The sequence below is a fragment of the Microbulbifer maximicatervae (SeqCode) genome (assembly GCF_052468095.1).
The window spans coordinates 2082879-2102008 of sequence record NZ_CP174332.1 but is presented as its reverse complement, the minus strand read 5'-3'; the positions used below and the strand labels follow the sequence as shown (position 1 = coordinate 2102008).

The following is a 19130-nucleotide window of genomic DNA, read 5'->3' as shown; positions in this document are numbered from 1 at the left end:
TGATAGACCTCTTAACTTTGTAATGGATATAACCATGGAAAAAATTCTGATCACTGGCGGCACTGGCAACAATGGCAAAGCCGTTCTTAAAAATCTCGCCAAAACTGATATACCTGTTAGAGCTATGTTACGAGATATTTCAAGTGCCCCAATCAAGGCAGATAACATCAACTATGTGAGAGGAGACTACGAAGATGAACACTCTCTATTAGAAGCGTTGGATGGCATTGAATCAGCCTTTCTAGTTACTGCATTCGAACCCTCATTCCCTCAAAAACATGCTGCTTTTATCCGTATAGCTGAACAGGCTGGTCTTAAACATATTGTACAGCTCTCAGGTTTAGGGGCAGATACCAATTCATCGATTGATATAGCCAGATGGTTAGGAGAAGCAGAAAATTATCTTACCCAGTCAAGTTTAAACTGGACTATTCTGCAGCCTGCTGGTTTTAACAGCAATTTTCTCGCCTCAGCCAGTGAAATTGCCACACAAAATACTATTAGTGCACCTTTTGGCTCTGCACCAGGCGCTACTGTTGTTACAGCCGATCATCAGGACATCGGAGATGTAGCAGCAAAAATATTAGTGGACCCAGGCATGTATACTGGAAAGAAATATGTACTCACTGGATCAGAAAAATTAACTTATAGCGATATTGCAGATGTTTTATCCAAAGTATTAGATAGAAAAATCACATATTTACCTATAAGCGATGAAGCAGCAAAGTTAGGATTGTTAAATGCCGGAATCCAAAAGAAATCGGCTGATGCTCTTGCCCAGCTGTGGCCAGTAACCCGCGAGTGGGGCCATACCATTGAACCCTCTAGTCATGTGGAAGAGCTATTGGGAAGGAAACCAACTACGCTTGAAGATTTTTTCCGACAGGAGACTCAGAAATTTAATAAAGCAATCATTTAAATATAAATACAGACACTTGATCTGACAGTGCAGGATCTGGAGGGTGCATGACTGTCAGATCAAGTTTAATTACATATTTAGTACTTATACCATTTACCGTCATCAATGAACGCTTAAACTATTTAGCTTGCCATAGCATTCTATGCCATCCTATCAACCTTATAGAGTTAGCAAAGGCGCTAATAAGAAATACTTAAAGGCCACCATCTAGTCATATATCAGGAGCTATTCAATCCATACTCGGGTAAATTTTCGCCTTTGGCTTAATGTATCAGTGAACTTTTCTCTATCATGGAGCACTCTGGTATTGTCAAGAAAGAGTAAATCTCCAGATTTCATCGAAAAACTAACTACATTTTCTTTATTATTTAACTCTTGATCCAATAGATCAAAAGATTGACAAACATCCTTGGACAATACTTTACCTACCCTTTCATGACCTTTTTCAATCCAATAGCGCATGTAACGAATAGATAATTTACTATTAATATAGCTAAAAATAGGAAATTGGTTACCAAGCAAATGTTCCACATTTTTTTTACTATCTGGAGTAACCAGGTCTCGAATATAACTCTTATACAGAAGAAGAAGGTCTTCAGGCGATGACGCCCTTACTCTCTCATGAACTTGTGCAGCAGATACTACCTTAGATATACCACCAGATACCGCAGGCGTTAAACAGCAAAGTCCAACTATCCTTGGTTGAATCAATTTCTGCGAGCTATCAGTATGAACACTAGTAGCTTCATTGGTTTGAGAGATTGGAATGGGCTCCGTTTTATAGTCCATCCCGGCATTCTGAACACCATAGAGTCTACCGTAAGTATCAATGGTATTACCCAATGCAAGACTGAGTTTCAAGAAAAATAGATTAAGTACCTGATGATCAAGATCGGTTACACCTCGTATCCATGCTACACCAGTCCCTTGATGTAATTCTCGCTTAATACCCTGAGACAGGCTGCCAATTTGAGGAGTAGACACAGAGTTATTTTCAAGCACTTCAACAGGGTTAGTCTGCTTGGAAGCCCACTCTGCCAAGGCGTGTGCTTCAGCGCGCCATCCTTTAGGCAAGGCAAACTTCCAGGAAGAGTTTTTCTCCATATACACCGCATCCCAGGCCTGAGCACGAACCAAGGGTGATGGGGCCAATTCAGTCATTTGCTTGAACCCTAAATAGAACATGAAGTGGATAGCCCTTAAGAGGGCCAAAGAAATTAGTATCAAGTGACAAATGATCTTCAGTTACTGCAAGTTCCTTAACTGATGGTAACCTGGTAAACCCTGCCAATCTAAGAGCCTCAAAGTAATGAGTAAAGTTTTTATGTACACATCGCACAGATACAGCAATACCATCTCTACGCCATATCTTTCCTTCAAAAGTTTCATCAACTCCCTCTAAATATTTTCTCCCTCTATGTTCAAAGTAAAATGGCGGGATCTCATCTCGCATATAGGGTAGACAGGGGTGTGGGACTGTAAATATGAAGGTTCCATTAGAGCTGAGTAGTGATCTCACCCTAGTCATTACCTGTACCATCTCCTCAATGGTTAAGTAATTGAACAGAAAGACTGCTATTGCTTGATCAAATTCAGTCCTTGGGTATTGATTAAAGCTTACCGCGTTTCCAACTTCATAATTAGCCTTATGCAACCCAAGCTCAACCGACATTGACTTTGCTTGACCAATCATTTTTAAAGATGAGTCAACCCCAAATATTGAGCCAGCACCAGATTCCATAATTATTCTAGACATATAGCCTTCCCCACAGCCAATATCTAAAATGTGCTGACCGGAGACATTACCCAGCGCCTCTAAAACTAGAGGTCTGGCTGTATAGTCACTAAGCATCACCTTTTCCGACCGATGCCAATTAGTCGCCTGAGAATTATATATTTCTTCAGTTGATGGAGAGTGAATCATTACGGACTCCTTCCTGTGCATTATTGATGAAACTACTCTCAGGCCCCTTTATTGCTCTTTCCAGCAAACCATCCCAAAACGCAGCTCTAAGATTTAAAGCCTTCATGACACCATGGCGCAGGCGCCTTCTTTCTTCATCAGTGTTAGCAAAATCCAGGGCGACTTGATTAAGGCTCTCTGTATGATTGTCGTCAACGAGTGTATGTACTGGGAAAAAACAGTAATCAGCCAGACCTAGATCAGGCAGAGATTGCAACCCTCTCTCTATATATGGATAAATAGAGCTTACAATGTGCTCAGTCCCCAACCCTAAAGCCCCTACCGCCTCCTCTGTAGGGCCATGAAGTAGGACACCAGATAGCATTTCATACCAAACTAATGCCTCCTCAGATAGGGGTATCTGCGGGATACCATCTGTTACTCGTAACCTAAAATTTTCGAATAATTCTGTATGCGGAATATCATGGACCCAATCTTTTTTAATCCCGTATTGCTCCAGTTGATTAAGCTCCGCTTCTTCATAATGCCCTGACTCCTCATGAAGGTTTCCCAGAAGTACATTTCGATGTTTCTTTGATGGTAACCTTGCAATTACTGCAGCCAACATATTGATAAAACGGGAAGAGTAAAATCCATACTGCTGGGCAAAGTCAGCTACTGCAAACCTAAAGTTTGGTAGAGTACCATTGGAAAACTGCACAAGATATGGATGGTTTACAGCTCTATGCTCAAGAGCTTCCTTTGAAAGCTTTTTTAACCAAGCTTTTTTTTGAAGGCACATAAAAATCTCCAGCATTAAACACTGATTCGGGGTTGAATAACTTTAACTAAGTAAATATTTATGCATCTATAAATGTATAAAACTATAAATACGGTTTATTACTTAAATTTTCTTCAGCAACTAGCGAAATAGATACATGGTTATACCTCCTGTAAATTGATAAATATTCATTCACCAACCTCCAACAACTCTACTCAACAGGTCAACATAATTAATTATTTTTACCTGTTGCGAGGTTATCCCTCACCTCAAAACCAAAATTTTAAATTTGACTCTGACACCACTTACCTCCCTTCCTAAAAAGTTAATATTTAGATTGGCGACAATATCAAGCCTGACATATGCCACCTAAATATCAGTCGAAGGTGAACCGAATATTCTTACAGTTTCCGCTGAATAAATTTCTTCTTAGAAAGATTCAGAACATAGCAATTAGAAATAAGGATTAAGGCGGAGGGCTCACAGCGTAAATGGATCGATTAATCCATGCCACGGTCAAACAACACAGAGATAGCCGGAACAACCAATAAATGAAGAAGACTCACATAACGAGCTCTCCACAGAAAATTCTGCACAAGCTAAATAAAGTTTTTTTGTAGATAATGTGTGAGGGTATCCTATTGCATCTTCTCTTAGCTTATCCTATTTTGAAGTTAATCAGCTTGGCTAGGCATAAACTAAAACAATAAGACAACTCCTTTCCTAAGGAGCATCAAAGGACCGCTCACCCAGATCCTCAATAATGTGATTGATAAAACTGGTGATACGTGTTGACTACGCAGTGTTTCGGTAGCAAATCACATAAATAGGTTGATTTACCTCTACAGTCTGCTCTGGAAATAATTGCACCAACCGCCCGGTTTGACTCTCTATTGGTTTTAAAGCCTGATAAAAATACGATTCCTGCATCTGATAGTGCTAGTTGCAGTAAAGTCTCAGCACTAGATGAAGTAATCGTTGGCTTGATGTCCAGTATGTCCCCACTCTGCTCATACAGCGGACATATGTTGAATCATTCTGGTTTTGTAAAACCAAGTGAGGTGTGTTGGACAAGTTGCTCAACACCCTCCGGGCTACCATGTTGTTGTAAGTAGTCAGGACTGGCTAGAATTCGAACTCTGCTAGAACCGATCTACCTAGTACGTATTATTGAATCCTCAAATGGGCTTTGTCTTAACTAATCCAAATAAGAAGATGCTGCGCCACCTAGAAACCTAAGATTCGACATGAAGAATCTATAAAATTCACCCCCCTTTATTCAATTTTAATTAAATATTTTCGTGATGTTTTTTGCGTATTCGGCATGTTTTTAGCCTCAAAATCTTTGATATTTCTACTCAAACTTCACGTATTGATAAATTCAGCTTTTTATATGTAACAAATTGAAAGCTACACCGACTAAAACTTTGATGTAATCAAATTTACACATCTTAAAAGGACCATCATTAAGAACATATTTAGAAAAAAGCTGTCTCTATCGCTTTCAAATAAATCTGTTGAAAAAAGGAAACTTTGATGTTGCATCTAAAAACTTTACCCAGCCAGGCCGGTAATTCTTGTGCTGCTCACTGCACCGAGATCGCAGTGTCAGGATTCGATATCCGTGCGCCAAGGCCACAGGCATTTGTGGAAGGGACTCTGTGGAACACCATCAAATGGCAGAATGCTGACCTACCTCCGGTTCCACTCGGTGGTAACCACCCCTTAGTGGCGGCCAACAATAGTTCGCCGATACGTGTGCGAAACTACGTGAATGCACAGCCTGGGCGCACCGGTCGGATTCTATACGATGCGGCGCAGAAAGACGTGTGCCTTCAACTCGCGCAGGCGACCAATAGAGCTGATTATAATGCGCTGTTTACAAATCTCATTCAGCCAGCTAGTAACGGGGGAATGCCGAGGAACTTGCGTGCCGACACCTTTTACAATTGCGCTTTTATGATGTTTCGAGGCCCTTCCCCTGTGTCTGCTCAAGAGATGGGTTTCCATAATATCCTGATTGCCAAGGATGGGAACACAGTCAAATATTATAACCCGAATGAAAGCCAACCAGTTTGGAGGAATGATGTTGGATGGCGAACGTTGCGTTATCAAAATAGTGGGGCGCATAGTTACGTTTGGAGTGGTATTGCAATCGAAATCACCTAGCAGGTAAATTGTGGTAGTTCGGACTTAATAAGCAATCCCTGGTTGTGATGTGCCGCTGCAGCATCAGAATATCTTTTGTTTGGCTTTTGAACTTCGATGACTGGCCACTCACCCCCAACTTGAGTTCCTCAAATAGAATCCTGACTCACTGCTAGGTAAGATCGCTTACCTAGCTTTCCAGAGAAAGTGCTACGCAAGCTAAATAAAGTCTTTCTTTATAGCTTTTTGACAGGGCCTGCTATTACAAATTTTATTGTCCCGTTTTATATTGAAGTTAAACTGCTTGGCAGGGAATAAACAAAAACAATAAGACAACTCTCTACCTAAGGAACATCAAATGGCCGTTCACCCAGTTCCTCAATAATGTGATTAATAAAACTGTTGATACGTGATGAAAGTGCAGTATTTCGGTAGTAAACCGCATTAATGGATTGATTTACTTCTACAGTTTGCTCTGGAAATAGTTGCACCAATCGCCCAGCATGACACTCTCTCTGGGTCATAAAGTCTGATAAGCAGGTGATCCCTACATCCGAAAGAGCTAATTGGAGCAAAGTCTCTCCGCTGGATGAAGTGACCGTAGGCTTAATGTGCAACATCTCCCCATCGTGTCCTTGCACGGGCCACTTGTTGAGAAGTTCAGGCTTTGTGAAACCCAGCAATGTGTGCTGGACAAGCTGCTCCACACTCTTTGGAGTCCCATGTTGTTGTAAGTAACCAGGGCTGGCTAGTATTCGAACTTTACTAGAACCTATCGGCCTGGCATGTAATGTTGAATCCTCAAGCTTCCCAATGCGAAATGCCACATCAGTACGCTTCTCTATCAAGTCGGTAATTCCCTCGTTACTGTTTAGCTCAAGCTCTATCTGTGGATATCGGGTTCGGAAACTTTTTACCAGCGGCGTAATTACATGCAGCATAAATGGCGTGGCGGCGTCTATGCGCAGCAAACCCGAGGGATACTTTTGGCGAGCAGCCATCTGTTCCTCAGCCTCTTCTACCGATCTGAGGATACCTCTTGCATAACTCAGAAAAGCCCGGCCCTCTTCGGTTAACTCCAGTCGCCTTGTAGTGCGTTGTAGAAGGGTAGTTTGAAGCTTATCTTCCAACCTGGCCAGTGCACGACTGACCCCGGAAACGGTCTGCTCTAAGCGTTCAGCCGCCGAAGTGATTGAGGAAGTATCCACCACGGTAATAAACACCTGTAGTTCCTGAAGGGTAATCTGCATTATTGATTCCAAGTCAATTGTCATTTGCTTATAGACGGCTTTTTCGTCAAAAGCAACTAAAGCAAACTGCCTGCGTTGACCCACTGCCCCTGATCACAGACGCATCATTCTGCAGATTCCCTACAGTAGTATTAGTGATAGCGAGCAATGACTGGCTACTCTGACGCTATAAATAAGCAGACTGAATAGTCAATATTTTATGAGTTGCATGCTTCATTTAGGAGTTCAAAGTGAAATTGAAAAATCTTTTCCCCAGTAAACTCGGTTTTGGTACCGCACCTCTCGGAAATATGTTTCGTGAAATTCCGGATGAGGAAGCCCAAGCAACAGTAGAGGCGACCTGGGACAGTGGTATCCGGTACTTTGATAATGCCCCGTTCTACGGAGCTGGTCTCGCAGAAATTCGTATGGGCGAGGCGCTGTCCAGATACCCACGGGAAGACTATGTAATCAGCACTAAGGTAGGCCGCTTGATCCTGGATGAAGTTGAAAATACCAGTGATCGAGACCTTGGAGATAAAAGCGACATTTTCAAGTATGGACGACCCAATAAGATAGTAAATGACTACTCCTATGATGCGACAATGCGTTCAATTGAAGATAGCCTCAAGCGGTTAAAGACCGATCGAATTGAAATTGCATGGGTTCACGATGTTGCCCAAGATTTTTATGGTGACGAATGGCTTAGCATATTCGAAAGTGCTCGCAAAGGCGCTTTCAAGGCTCTTGACAAACTGCGTGATGAAGGCGTGATCCAAGCCTGGGGCCTGGGAGTAAACCGAGTGGAACCCATTGAAATACTCCTTGATCTTGAGGAACCTCGCCCCGATGGTTTCCTACTTGCTGGTCGCTACAGCTTGCTGGATCACTCTCGAGCCCTTCAGAGAGTAATACCACAGATCTTAGAACGTGACCTCGGTATCGTAGCTGGAGGCCCCTATAGTTCTGGAGCGCTGGTTGGAGGGCCTAATTTTGAGTATGTGCCAGCATCAGAATCCGTGCTGCAAAAAGTTTCCAAAATCAAAGCGATTGGCGATAAGTATGGAGTTAGCACTAAAGCTATTGGCTTGCAATTTGTATTAGCCAATCCAGCTATCGCTGCAGTAATTCCAGGTGCGAGTAAACCGAGTAGAATCAAAGAAGATGTTGCGGCTCTGGAAACCAATATTCCAGATGCACTATGGCAGGAGCTACGCCAAGAACACCTTGTCGATGAATTCGCCCCCCTACCGATTGAGAAATAAGGAGTAACTGCAATGGCTAAAGCTTCTACATTCACCGAAATCCAAGCCAGTAGTGACGAGGTGTGGCAACTGATTGGTGGATTCAACTCCCTGCCAGACTGGCTTCCATATATACCTAAGTCGGAGCTCGGTGAGGGAGGGCGAGTTCGTTACCTTGAAAACCCAGATGGCGGGATCATTATAGAGAGACTGATAGCTTTTGATGAGAAAAAGCGAAGCTATAGTTACCATATCCTGCAAGCGCCCTTCCCTGTAGCCGATTACTATTCAACATTGCGTGTAAAGGATACTGATACTAGCGGTGTTTCTCGTGTTGAGTGGTTTGGAGAGTTTACGCCAGTTGGAGTATCAGAGGAAGAAGCTTCAAGCCTATTTCAAGAAATTTATGAAAATGGTCTGAGTGCTCTAAGAAAGCATTATGGTTAAATAAAGTATGGTGATTAGGTTAAACCTGGGAATACTTCTTTAAGTAACACTCCAGGTTTAGCCTAATCAATTTTTAGTAACTCAGGCCTCCAAGAAGAGAGTACTACTTAACTAACACACGCCAACACCTCAAGATGTAGCAGCTGCGCCAATGCTTTTGAGCATCAGCGCAGGAACATGATTAAATCATTAACGATCAATCACCTTAAAAGTCAGAAAGTAGCCTTCCGTTGATAAGAAGATTTTTAATATTTTATCCAGGTTGCCATTCTGGTCCTCGGTGCTAACAACCCACTGTCGCTGGTTGTCAACACGTTGCATGGCTGCATTGAGCGGCTTGTCAGCCCAGGATTTGTTGAGCTTACCCTCTTTGATTAGGCGAGCTACTTCCTGGCTGGCGATACCCTTGGCTTCTACCATGGATACAGTGGCAAAATTGTCTCTCTCATGGTCACCATGGGCGAAAGCAAGATTTGCGAAGCCTAAGGTAACTGATACGCAGATGACTCGAATAAGTTTGTTCATAATACTCTCTTTCTTCTCAGTTTTAGCGAATGTTAATAAAAAGGCGTTACTGTTTGAGCCCAATAACCTCGTAGAACCCCTTTGTTTTTAGAGTGATCTTTACAGATTCCTGACCGTTATTCTTCCAATACCAGCCATGGGAACCATCAAAAGGCGTGGTGAGAGAGCCACTCATTTTATTTGCGGTAGCAATAGCAAAGCTCTCAAAGTAGCCGGTAGTATCGCCTGTGGGTTCGCCGTGAAAATCAAAGTAAAGTTCACCACTCTCCGTCACCCACTCATATTCCAAATGACCGTATTTATCCAATTGAAATTTGTATTCAATTCCACGGCCAGCGGGCACTTCAATAGTTGTAGTGTCAGTCCGATAAGCAAAGGTCTGCTCACCACGCTGCTCTATTTCCGGCACAGCGATTCCCTGCTCTTGACTATTTAATTCAGTAAGCCACAGTGCACTGCCGATTCCAGTAGGATCTATATTGTATTCAGCTGGCAGGATCACCGTGGTCAACATAATGGCTGCAAGCACGCCAGCAGCAAGTGTGGATTTAATCAGCGTTTGTGCAGACTGCACTGGCATTTCAGTTGTATTCATTCTGTAAGCTCTAAATCTGTGTTTTTTCTGTTCAATTAACTTGATAAAGTCACTTTCTGGCTATCTAACCTACGAAGTAGCCTGTCATCTGGTAACCCACCAACATCAGTCCGCCACTCATTAGTAAGGTATTTGTCATGGTGGAAAAGCGCAGAAAACTGTCAAAGCGACGCCAATAATTGATGGCGAGAAGAATAAACAGCAACGCAACAAACTGACCAATTTCAACCCCGACATTAAAGGCCAGGATGTTCTCCACCAACCCATCGCCGGACAGCTTGAATTCCTGTAATTTGGTTGCCAAACCAAAACCGTGGAAGAGTCCAAAAATCAGTACGGCAGCCTTGGTATTAGGCTGGAAGCCAAAAACCCGTTTGAAGCCGCCGAGATTATCGAAGCCTTTATAGACAATGGATAATCCAATAATGGCATCGATCAAATAGGCATTCACATGGGTGTCGTTAAGCACTCCAAATAAAAGGGTTAAGCTATGACCCAGAGTAAAGAAGCTTACATAGATAAGAACATCTTTTGATCGATATAAAAAGAAAATGACTCCCACCAGGAACAGCAGGTGGTCATAGCCAGTCACCATATGCTTGGCGCCAATATATAGAAAGGGAATAATAGATACCCCTTCGTTGCCGGCAAGAAAAGTCTTGGTAGCATCGTCCACTCCATGGGCAAATAGCGGCATAGATATCACCATACCTGCTATCAGCGCCATCAAGCCGAAAACTGTTTTTAAGCTATTATGCAACGTTACTATCTCCCGTTATTAAAGTTCTAAATTCTTGTGAACCAATGCGCACACAGGCCCAGTTAACTGGCTCCAGCCAGAGCCACTTCAGGGTTATCTTGTAAGCTCTCCGACTTGGCATTCCTGCCATGTAAAATTCTGTAGAGTGCCGGCAACACTAAAAGTGTCAGGATTGTTGATGAGACAATACCGCCAATAACCACCGTAGCCAGTGGGCGCTGTACCTCAGAACCAATACCAGTATTCAGCGCCATGGGCACGAAACCGAGTGAGGCAACCAGTGCGGTACTAATGACCGGACGTAAGCGGATCAGTGCGCCCTCAATAATGGCCTTTTCTATGCTGTAACCTTGGTCTTGCAGGTCGCGAATAAAGGAAACCATCACCAGGCCGTTAAGGATGGCAATCCCGGAAAGTGCAATAAAACCAACGGCTGCGGAAATGGAGAAAGGGATATCCCGCAACATTAAAGAGAGCACACCGCCGGTTAATGCGAGGGGTATACCGGTAAAGATAATTGCCGCATCTTTTATGGAACGAAGCGCCAGCAGGAGAAGCCCCATAATTAACACAAGGGTCAGCGGCACTACAATCGATAAGCGTTCAGTAGCAGACTGTAGCGCCTGATAAGTTCCGCCGTATTCAACCCAGTAACCGGGTGGTATTTCCACTTTATCGGAAACGGACTGCTGTACATCAGCAACAAAGCTACCCAGGTCCCTACCCCGCACATTGGCCGTTACCACTACCCTGCGTTTACCGTTCTCGCGGAAAACCTGATTGATACCGGCAGTGAGTTCCAAGCTGGCAATTTCCTCCAGGGGCACATAATTGCCATTGGGTCGATAAATCGGCAGTTTCTTTAGCGCATCCAAATCCTGGCGCAATACCTCTGGCAAACGCACAACAATATCGGTGCGGCGGTCTCCTTCATAAAAGCGGCCAGCAACCGTACCTCCCAGGGCGGTTGCCAGCTGCTCCTGTACCTGATTGATGGCCAGCCCATACTGGGTTAGTGCGGCCTGGTCAGGAACAATGGCGAGAACCGGTAAACCGCTGGTTTGCTCCATCTGTATATCAGCAACGCCTTCAACACTGCCTATAGCCGCTTCAATTTCATTGCCCAAACGCTCTAATTGCTCAAAGTCATCGCCAAAGACTTTGATCGCCAATTCCGCACGCACCCCAGCTAAAAGCTCGTTAAAGCGCATCTGGATTGGCTGGAGAAATTCATAGCGGTTGCCGGGGATTGGCTCTACCAGCTTTGCCAGCTCTTCTACCAATTGCTCTTTCGGCTTATCCGGATCTGGCCACTGAGACCTGGGTTTCAGGATAATAAAGTTATCGGCAACACTTGGGGGAACGGCATCGGTAGCCACTTCCGCAGTACCAATTTTGGCGAATACACGCTCCACTTCGGGCAACTCTTTAATCCGCTCCTCCAGGGATTTTTGTAGTGCAATCGCTTGTTCCAAGGATGTGCCGGGAATACGCAAGGCGTGCATGGCAATATCGCCTTCATCCAGATTCGGCACAAATTCGCTACCCATTCTGCTTGCCGTATAACCGGAAACCAACACCAGTAGCGCAGCAATAGCGAAAACCATGCCACGCTGGCGCAGTGCAAACTCCAAGGCCGGGCGATAAATGCTATTCAACTTCTCAAGTGCAGGGTTTTTCTTTTCGATCACCGGTTTTCGGAATAGCAGTGCTATGCCGGCTGGCACCAAAGTGATGGAAAGAAACATCGCAGAAAGCAGCGCAATCACCACGGTAATAGCCATTGGATGGAACATCTTGCCCTCCACTCCGGTCAGGGCAAAAATGGGTAAATACACTGCTGTGATAATGAACACACCAAACATGGCCGGGCGAATCACTTCCCGCGTCGATTGGAATACCAGGGTAAGCCGTTGTTTTAGATCTAACTGGCCACGCTCGCGGGCGGATTCGCTGAGGCGTCGCAAACAGTTCTCGACAATAATGATGGCCCCATCCACCAACAAGCCAAAATCCAGCGCCCCCAGACTCATCAGGTTTGCACTTACGCGGGCCTGTACCATGCCGGTGATGGTCATTAACATGGCCACCGGAATGACCAGTGCAGTGAGAATTGCTGCGCGAACATTCCCCAGCAGCAGGAAAAGAACCGCGATAACCAGCAGCGCACCTTCCATAAGATTGGTTTGGACCGTGCGCAATGTCTGGTCAACCAGACCGGTACGATCATAAACCGCAGTCAATCTGATACCTGGTGGTAGACTCTGTTTGATATCCTCTAACTTTTCACCAACTGCACCTGCAACGGTGCGACTATTTTCGCCAACCAGCATGAAAACGGTACTCATCACCACTTCCCTGCCGTTCTGAGTAGCCGCCCCGGTGCGCATTTCGCGCCCCTCTTCGATCTTGGCCAAGTCGCCAAGGCGAACAGCAACGCCATTCACTTCCGCAACCAGGAAATCCTCCAGTGTCTCTAACGAGCTTGCCTGCCCCGGAACCCGCAACAACCACTGGGCGCCACTGTGTTCAATAAAGCCTACACCGCGGTTACGATTGTTCTCCTCGATCGAGCGAATCAGGTCTTCTTGGCTGAGGCCAAATGCCAGCAGTTTCTCCGGCTCTAAAGCAATTAGAATTTCTCTCTTGAACCCGCCGATCGGATTGACTTCCACCACACCAGGTACACGCAGTAACTGCGGGCGTACAATCCAGTCATGCACCGAACGCAAGTCCTTGGGTGTTACCGCACTGCCATCAGCATTGGTGGCTCCGGGTTCGGAGTCCACTGTGAACATAAAGATTTCACCAAGACCTGTGGCGATGGGTCCAAGCTCCGGCTCCAAACCAGCAGGCAGTGCACCACGTACACTAGTGAGCCGTTCATTCACTAACTGGCGGGCAAAATAAATATCGGTGCCATCATCAAAAATCACCGTAACCTGAGACAACCCATACCGCGAAACGGAGCGGGTATAAGCAAGGCTCGGCAATCCAGCCATTGCATTTTCCACAGGGTATGTAACCCGTTGCTCAACTTCTTTTGGGGTATACCCCGGTGCCTCCGTATTAATAACCACCTGGATATTGGTGATATCCGGTACCGCATCAATGGGCAGCCGGGTGAAATTCCAAATGCCCAAACCGCACAGTAATAGCACAAGGGCAATAACCAGCCCACGATTTTGAATTGAGGTTCTTATCAAGTACTCAAGCATGTCGAACCCTCAGTGATCGTGGGATGCACCGGACTTTTCAATGTCCGCTTTAATGATGTAGCTGTTGCCGGTGACATACTCGATTCCCGGTCGAATCCCCCCCAGCACCTCTACCCAATCGCCTGCTTCACGCCCCAGCTCCAACATACGCACCTCATATTGATCGCCCACCTTGGCATAAACGACAGTAAAATCGCGGAACGCCTGTAAACCGGAACGCTTTACGGCAAGAGGCACCTCATATTCAGCAACTTGGATATCGCCGCTTACAAAAGAACCTGGTGCGAGGCCCGCGGGAATATCTTGCAGTGACACTCGAACAGCGGTGGCCTGGTTGGGTTTCATCAAAGTATCAATTTGTTTCACTACCCCGAGCAGAGGAGTTTCGAGGGACTTGATATTGACGGAAACGGGCGCGCCCTGGCGAAACTGGGGGCGTGTCGAGGGGAAAACATCCAGCTCTGCTAACAAAGCAGTATCATCGGCAACCGTTAATAAAACTCGACCTGCGGTCTGTTCGCCAGGGTTTACATTGCGCTGGACTACTACACCGGCAATTGGGGATTGAATAGTGTAGGTGTTTAGGTTTTGATTGCTGTTAATGGTAATTAGGGGTTGCCCTTTTTTAACGCGCTCCCCCAACCCCACCTGCACAGTTTCTACAAAGCCATCGAAACGCGCACTAATTTCACGTACCTGCTCTGGATCTACAATAAGCCTGCCATAAGCGCGGCTGGTCTCACTCATCATTGCGGGGCCGACGGTTTCCGTATCAATTTCCATGGATTCAGCAATACCGGATTCGATACGGGTTCGCCCCTCAAAATTATCATATTGCCAACGGTGTTCTTGCCCCTGGTACTTGGCGGTTAGAGTTACAACAAATGAGTGGGGCTCATAGATCACCATATCACCACGCAGGTAATCCCCCTCAGGCCTGAACTCGATGTGATCCTCTCCATCTCCAAGCCTTGTAAGAACCACTTTAAGATCAACCTGTTGAGGATTTACAAGCTCTCCATCAATACTCACCCAAACTCGAAACTCCGGGGGAACACCGGTTTCATAAATACTTAGCTCAACGGCAAAATCACCTTCACGCAACATGCGCCCACGATTGGGCCCTTTTTCCGGTTCCGACCCTGCGACAGCTCCGGCCGCATAGACACTGCCGCTGCCACTAAGTAACAAGGAAAGTAGAGCACTGAATATCAGGCTGGAAAAAACTGCGGATCTCATATCTCGCTCTCGCTTATCTGTGCCAATGACAGGCCGGTAAGTTTTTCAATTTCAATCAGGCTAAGGTGTGCGTTGTACTGTGCCTGGAGCAGTGAAAGCTGCGCATCGCTAAGTCCCTGTTGGGCTAGTGCCAATTCCGAGTAGTTATAGCGTCCACGTCGATAGGCTTTTTGCGTAGCGGTGAGCGCCTTATCCAGACTGGGAATCATCTTTTCATTCAAGGCGGCAGCCACGTGCCGGTGATGCTGTAGCCTTTGGGTCATCACAAAGAGCTGTGTATCCAATGCAATCTCTTTCGCATTTCTTTCTGCTCGGAAACGATTCTGTTCCGCCCTCAAAGCAGATACCTTGCCGCGATTGCGATCGCCCTTTCCTAGTGGGATTGCGAAGCCGGCCACCAATCCATAATCTCCGCTCGCTTCGTTGCGACGAATTCCTGTATCAATCCTCCACTGAATGCCCGCTTCTGCACGTGCCAAATCAATTTCCGCCTGCTTCACGCGCTCGCGGCTCATGAATATTTCCAAATTTGGGTTGCTCGCCACCAAGCTTCGCAATCTAGATAAATCAACTTCTGGAATGACACTGGAAAGAGAGCCCGCCACCCCAAGAAAGCTGGGCTCTCTGGAGCCCCACTGGGCAGCTAATTGATATTTGGCAATATCCAACTCGTGCTCGACATCCTCCACAGCTAAGAGTCGACGCTGTAAGTCAACTTCCGCCCGAAAAGCATCGGCTTCATTCGTTCTGCCAACACTAACTTGGCGATTAATTTCGGCGGATATCCTGCGAGCCAGGTCGACTGCTCTTTTAGCAATTTCCAGGCGTTCCTGCTGAGCCAGGACCTGAAAAAAGTAACGCGCAGTATTAGCGGCAACTTCTAACTCAAGAACCTGCTTTTCGGCCTCAATCACGGAAGTCTTACTGCGTGCAGCCAATACACGTTTTTCTGCGAGATCACCCTGTAATAGCCAACTGATGCCGACTGTTACCTGGGAACTGTCGTTGCCATCGCTGCTCTTATCCTCTCCCACCCCCTCAGCGGCAACACTAAGCTCCGGTCGTGGTCCTAGCTTGGCGTGCTCGGATAGAGCATCCACAGCTTCAAACTGATATCGGTAGCCCGCCAGTTCAGGATGATTTTGCAAGCTTTTAAGAATTGCCTGCTCATAAGTAAGTCCCGATAACTCCTCGCCCTGTTCTGCCCTAAGGGACCCACTTAATGCGGCCAAAAAGAACACAGCTCCGGCCACAAAAAACCGATCTACAATCGGTTTTTTAGTTATGACTAAACGCAAACAATTAAACACTTCGGCTTCCTTAGTGGGAGAAAAGGGTTTCGACGGTGTGGTGGAGCGCATCCACCGAAACAAGGCAAGTGCCTGTAAGAGCCACAAACATTCCAGCTAATAACAAGGGGGGTAAGCTGCGCCCCTTATCATCAGACAGCAGGTAACGAATACGAGCATCCAATTGGTCAAGAGCGAAATAACAGACCATTGCTGAACTTCTCTCTTTGGGATGCAACCCATTGGAGATACGGGTTACTTTAAGTAGGGTTTGGGCGATAAAAGTCTCACTCCACCCCTGCCTATGGGCATATGCATCTGCACGCTGCTCCATACACAGCGCCATCTGCCGATTCAGGTAATTCCCCAAACGCGTAGGGAAAAAGCTGGCAAATAAAGCGAATATTAATTTCTTCAGAGGATCAAATTTTTGCGCATGGGCTTCCTCATGCAGGCGCACCACCTCAAACTCTTCCGCTGTTAACTGGTCTCGCAGACCGCTGGTATAAAACCCTTGCGGACGGAGCAGACCACTGGTGAAAGCCTGGGGCCCCTTTGCCTGGATAATACTCTGGTCAGACTTATCCCTTTCGCAAAGTTGCATTAACAAACGGAGCTGCGCCAAATGGCGATGAGCTCGTTTAAAACTTTGAAACGCCAAAAAACCGCTAAAGAAAAGAAACGCAATAGTAAAAACACCGTGCCAACTGTAGAGGTTAAAAGCATTGATATGGTGCCAGTGCGCCAGTGATGCAACGCCTCCCAAAAGGCTGGGGAAAGCCAGGATAACAGCGGCAGTGGAAGCCGCGAACCACGGCAGCAATACCGCACTCCACAGCAGTAAACGCCGGCTACTGACAGACAAGCTAAGTGAATACCGGGAAACGGAAAGGCAGGCAGCTGATACCAGTAAAATACCGACAAACAGGCCAAGTGCTGCAATAGTCAGCAGGTTTAGCCAGAGTGCAACCTGCCCCAAAATCATTAGCGATCACCCTGCTGGCGCTTTATCTTCTGGTTTTCGATCAACTGCTCCAGTTGCTCTAATTGGCTTTCGTTCAGCTCCGATGAGATGGAGGTAAACGCGGCTACCAGCCCGTTCTCATCATCAACAAACTCACGAGTAACATCTTGAATCAGTTGCCCGACAAACTCGTAGCGCTCCACTGCCGGGCTGTATTGGAATGCATGCCCCTGCTTCTCCCGAGACAGCAAACCTTTCTTGTAAAGGCGATCCAGCGTGCTTTGGATCGTATTAAGAGAACCTCCACGGGCCCTGCTCAAGTCCGAGTGGACCTGTTTGGCATCCGCAGATTTTCTATCCCAGAGGTATTGGAGCACCTGTTTCTCAAGATCGCCAAGTCGCATAGACCATTATTCCAGAGGTTAAAACTGTTCTTTGAATGATGGTAGAGCGGCAAAAACCGATCGTCAATAGGTTTTATGTCAGGCTTCCCCGAGCTTAGAAATTCAAAGTGAAATTGTTAAGAGAATAGTGAGGCCAAGATATCCTGCAAACTTAACCTTCTTAAACACTGCCCACAGTTATTTAGAACCTTTGTCACCGTATACCTGACATTCCTATGTGTAATCAGGTCCAAACCAGTATTTTTTTACGCATATCCGCAGCCCCACAAGGATGTCAAAAACGACATCACCTGAAATTGATCATCAAAGTAGAGAAAGGCACCTACAACTGGGCTTTTTTCAAGTGCTATATTTCAGCCGATAGCAAACAATCTACTTATTCAAATCGACTGCACTACACATGAATTCGGAGAATGTTTTATACCTCAGACCCAAGTCCAGATAGTCAAAGAGCCTATCTATCAAATGTCTGCAGATATCCTTTGTAGGCATAACCACTCACTATAAACCAGATTTACAGTGAATTTGATTATGCCTACGTTTACTTACTTAGAATTCCTTTTTAATCAATTTAACCGCTTCTTTTGTGGTAAGTATATCATTAGCCATATACTTGAAGTTAATCATTGCTGCTTCGTAGCCATTGCCCTCAGGCAAATTTGCACCAGCTGTTGCATCGGTTACAACAGCCACTTCAAATCCCTGTTCTAATAATTCGCGCATATGAGATTCTGTGCATAAATTTGCAGACATCCCTGCAAGAATTACTTTATCAATTCCCTGTTTTCTCAGTTGGAGTACTAAATCATTTGTCTCAGGGCCATAAATTTTATGCGGGCCGGTCACAACAGTCTTACCATTATTTATATATGGCTTATATTGCTCCAACCAATCAGCTCCAGAGTTTTCAAACCCGTTTAAGCTTAGAGGGTCTTCTCGATTGAACATACCAAGTTTGTGCATTACCACTTCGAGGTTCCCCTCAAACTTCCACTTATGATCATGAGGGTAGTAATAGTGTGGGGAAATAAATAAAGGCACATCCTTTTTCCCTGCAACTTTCATTAACCGCTCGAGGTTCTGAACTGTATTATTTTTTTCTACACTTTCCCCCACTACACCCCAGGTTACACCATTAGGGCTTAAGAAATCATTCTGCGGGTCGGTAATTACGATTGCCGTCCGCTCTGGATCAATCTTCATACCAGGCTCGACTTGATCGGCAAAGCTATTTAATGAGAAAGAGATAAGCCCTAGTGCTACAACTGGCGCTACTAGATTATTTAAAAAGTTCATCAGGTATTTTCCTATCCAAAGCTCTTAAGTTATGTAGGGTAAGTAAGCAGGATATTGCTAGCACTCAACCTGGAACGTATAATATCCTCACAATCTGCACGATAAATGCTTTAAAATATGTATTTTATGTCAGATCGTATGACCGTATGGTTTTTAGGTGTTTGCCGTT

Annotated in this window: 17 protein-coding genes; 4 read left to right on the top strand and 13 right to left on the bottom strand. The window is 45.5% G+C overall.

Annotation, left to right across the window (positions count from 1 at the left end; translation table 11 throughout):
* The first annotated feature begins 34 nt into the window (after window positions 1-34).
* Window positions 35-919 (top strand): SDR family oxidoreductase, encoded by an 885-nt coding sequence (locus tag ACJJIL_RS09045; protein ID WP_444913183.1) that lies wholly within the window; start codon window positions 35-37, stop codon window positions 917-919.
* A 225-nt stretch (window positions 920-1144) separates the two neighbouring features.
* On the opposite strand, the gene ACJJIL_RS09040 is transcribed toward ACJJIL_RS09045, so the two are convergent.
* The 3 genes from ACJJIL_RS09040 to ACJJIL_RS09030 are packed head-to-tail and all read right to left on the bottom strand — an operon-like array spanning window position 1145 to window position 3624.
* A complete protein-coding gene (locus ACJJIL_RS09040) occupies window positions 1145-2080 on the bottom strand; it encodes a TauD/TfdA family dioxygenase (RefSeq protein WP_444917288.1) in 936 nt (311 codons plus the stop codon).
* Complete coding sequence (locus ACJJIL_RS09035) at window positions 2073-2843, bottom strand: class I SAM-dependent DNA methyltransferase (protein ID WP_444913185.1); 771 nt, start codon at window positions 2841-2843, stop codon at window positions 2073-2075. The genes ACJJIL_RS09040 and ACJJIL_RS09035 overlap by 8 nt, the downstream gene beginning before the upstream one ends.
* Complete coding sequence (locus tag ACJJIL_RS09030; RefSeq protein WP_444913186.1) at window positions 2821-3624, bottom strand: iron-containing redox enzyme family protein; 804 nt, start codon at window positions 3622-3624, stop codon at window positions 2821-2823. Before ACJJIL_RS09030 ends, ACJJIL_RS09035 begins: the two co-directional genes overlap by 23 nt.
* Window positions 3625-5139: 1515 nt before the next feature.
* Here ACJJIL_RS09030 and ACJJIL_RS09025 point away from each other — a divergent pair.
* Window positions 5140-5772 (top strand): hypothetical protein, encoded by a 633-nt coding sequence (locus ACJJIL_RS09025; RefSeq protein WP_444917290.1) that lies wholly within the window; start codon window positions 5140-5142, stop codon window positions 5770-5772.
* A 323-nt stretch (window positions 5773-6095) separates the two neighbouring features.
* Here ACJJIL_RS09025 and ACJJIL_RS09020 read toward each other — a convergent pair whose 3' ends face one another.
* The gene (locus ACJJIL_RS09020; protein ID WP_444913188.1) at window positions 6096-7001 is read right to left on the bottom strand and encodes a LysR substrate-binding domain-containing protein; all 906 of its coding nucleotides are present in this window, start codon (window positions 6999-7001) and stop codon (window positions 6096-6098) included.
* A 230-nt stretch (window positions 7002-7231) separates the two neighbouring features.
* Here ACJJIL_RS09020 and ACJJIL_RS09015 point away from each other — a divergent pair, with 230 nt between their 5' ends.
* A complete protein-coding gene (locus ACJJIL_RS09015) occupies window positions 7232-8245 on the top strand; it encodes an aldo/keto reductase (protein WP_445361732.1) in 1014 nt (337 codons plus the stop codon).
* A gap of 12 nt (window positions 8246-8257) precedes the next feature.
* On the top strand, window positions 8258-8671 hold the full coding sequence (locus tag ACJJIL_RS09010) for an SRPBCC family protein (protein ID WP_444913190.1): 414 nt from the start codon (window positions 8258-8260) through the stop codon (window positions 8669-8671).
* A 189-nt stretch (window positions 8672-8860) separates the two neighbouring features.
* On the opposite strand, the gene ACJJIL_RS09005 is transcribed toward ACJJIL_RS09010, so the two are convergent.
* The 9 genes from ACJJIL_RS09005 to ACJJIL_RS08965 all read right to left on the bottom strand — a co-directional run bounded on the left by ACJJIL_RS09005 (window position 8861) and on the right by ACJJIL_RS08965 (window position 18961).
* Window positions 8861-9196, bottom strand: coding sequence for a DUF6488 family protein (locus tag ACJJIL_RS09005; protein WP_444913191.1), 336 nt, complete (start codon window positions 9194-9196; stop codon window positions 8861-8863).
* Between the two features lie 46 nt (window positions 9197-9242).
* Window positions 9243-9791, bottom strand: a complete 549-nt coding sequence (locus ACJJIL_RS09000) for a hypothetical protein (protein WP_445361731.1) — start codon at window positions 9789-9791, stop codon at window positions 9243-9245.
* A 64-nt stretch (window positions 9792-9855) separates the two neighbouring features.
* A complete protein-coding gene (locus ACJJIL_RS08995; protein WP_444913193.1) occupies window positions 9856-10551 on the bottom strand; it encodes a HupE/UreJ family protein in 696 nt (231 codons plus the stop codon).
* A 62-nt stretch (window positions 10552-10613) separates the two neighbouring features.
* Window positions 10614-13769, bottom strand: a complete 3156-nt coding sequence (locus tag ACJJIL_RS08990) for an efflux RND transporter permease subunit (RefSeq protein WP_445361730.1) — start codon at window positions 13767-13769, stop codon at window positions 10614-10616.
* 9 nt (window positions 13770-13778) lie between these two features.
* On the bottom strand, window positions 13779-15008 hold the full coding sequence (locus ACJJIL_RS08985) for an efflux RND transporter periplasmic adaptor subunit (RefSeq protein WP_445361729.1): 1230 nt from the start codon (window positions 15006-15008) through the stop codon (window positions 13779-13781).
* On the bottom strand, window positions 15005-16318 hold the full coding sequence (locus ACJJIL_RS08980; protein WP_445361728.1) for a TolC family protein: 1314 nt from the start codon (window positions 16316-16318) through the stop codon (window positions 15005-15007). Before ACJJIL_RS08980 ends, ACJJIL_RS08985 begins: the two co-directional genes overlap by 4 nt.
* Before the next feature lie 10 nt (window positions 16319-16328).
* Window positions 16329-17282, bottom strand: a complete 954-nt coding sequence (locus ACJJIL_RS08975) for a M56 family metallopeptidase (RefSeq protein ID WP_444957854.1) — start codon at window positions 17280-17282, stop codon at window positions 16329-16331.
* On the bottom strand, window positions 17282-17665 hold the full coding sequence (locus ACJJIL_RS08970; protein WP_445361727.1) for a BlaI/MecI/CopY family transcriptional regulator: 384 nt from the start codon (window positions 17663-17665) through the stop codon (window positions 17282-17284). Before ACJJIL_RS08970 ends, ACJJIL_RS08975 begins: the two co-directional genes overlap by 1 nt.
* A gap of 549 nt (window positions 17666-18214) precedes the next feature.
* The gene (locus ACJJIL_RS08965; RefSeq protein ID WP_413662181.1) at window positions 18215-18961 is read right to left on the bottom strand and encodes a cysteine hydrolase family protein; all 747 of its coding nucleotides are present in this window, start codon (window positions 18959-18961) and stop codon (window positions 18215-18217) included.
* Window positions 18962-19130: the final 169 nt, after the last annotated feature.

What these genes read in the sequence shown, in the direction of transcription:
- ACJJIL_RS09025 (WP_444917290.1), top strand. Translation starts at nt 5,140, where the DNA reads ATGTTGCATCTAAAAACTTTACCCAGCCAGGCCGGTAATTCTTGTGCT.
- ACJJIL_RS09030 (WP_444913186.1), bottom strand. Translation starts at nt 3,624, where the DNA reads ATGTGCCTTCAAAAAAAAGCTTGGTTAAAAAAGCTTTCAAAGGAAGCT.
- ACJJIL_RS08970 (WP_445361727.1), bottom strand. Translation starts at nt 17,665, where the DNA reads ATGCGACTTGGCGATCTTGAGAAACAGGTGCTCCAATACCTCTGGGAT.
- ACJJIL_RS08975 (WP_444957854.1), bottom strand. Translation starts at nt 17,282, where the DNA reads ATGATTTTGGGGCAGGTTGCACTCTGGCTAAACCTGCTGACTATTGCA.
- ACJJIL_RS09000 (WP_445361731.1), bottom strand. Translation starts at nt 9,791, where the DNA reads ATGAATACAACTGAAATGCCAGTGCAGTCTGCACAAACGCTGATTAAA.
- ACJJIL_RS08985 (WP_445361729.1), bottom strand. Translation starts at nt 15,008, where the DNA reads ATGAGATCCGCAGTTTTTTCCAGCCTGATATTCAGTGCTCTACTTTCC.
- ACJJIL_RS08965 (WP_413662181.1), bottom strand. Translation starts at nt 18,961, where the DNA reads ATGAACTTTTTAAATAATCTAGTAGCGCCAGTTGTAGCACTAGGGCTT.
- ACJJIL_RS09020 (WP_444913188.1), bottom strand. Translation starts at nt 7,001, where the DNA reads ATGCAGATTACCCTTCAGGAACTACAGGTGTTTATTACCGTGGTGGAT.
- ACJJIL_RS09010 (WP_444913190.1), top strand. Translation starts at nt 8,258, where the DNA reads ATGGCTAAAGCTTCTACATTCACCGAAATCCAAGCCAGTAGTGACGAG.
- ACJJIL_RS09040 (WP_444917288.1), bottom strand. Translation starts at nt 2,080, where the DNA reads ATGACTGAATTGGCCCCATCACCCTTGGTTCGTGCTCAGGCCTGGGAT.
- ACJJIL_RS09005 (WP_444913191.1), bottom strand. Translation starts at nt 9,196, where the DNA reads ATGAACAAACTTATTCGAGTCATCTGCGTATCAGTTACCTTAGGCTTC.
- ACJJIL_RS09045 (WP_444913183.1), top strand. Translation starts at nt 35, where the DNA reads ATGGAAAAAATTCTGATCACTGGCGGCACTGGCAACAATGGCAAAGCC.
- ACJJIL_RS08990 (WP_445361730.1), bottom strand. Translation starts at nt 13,769, where the DNA reads ATGCTTGAGTACTTGATAAGAACCTCAATTCAAAATCGTGGGCTGGTT.
- ACJJIL_RS09035 (WP_444913185.1), bottom strand. Translation starts at nt 2,843, where the DNA reads ATGATTCACTCTCCATCAACTGAAGAAATATATAATTCTCAGGCGACT.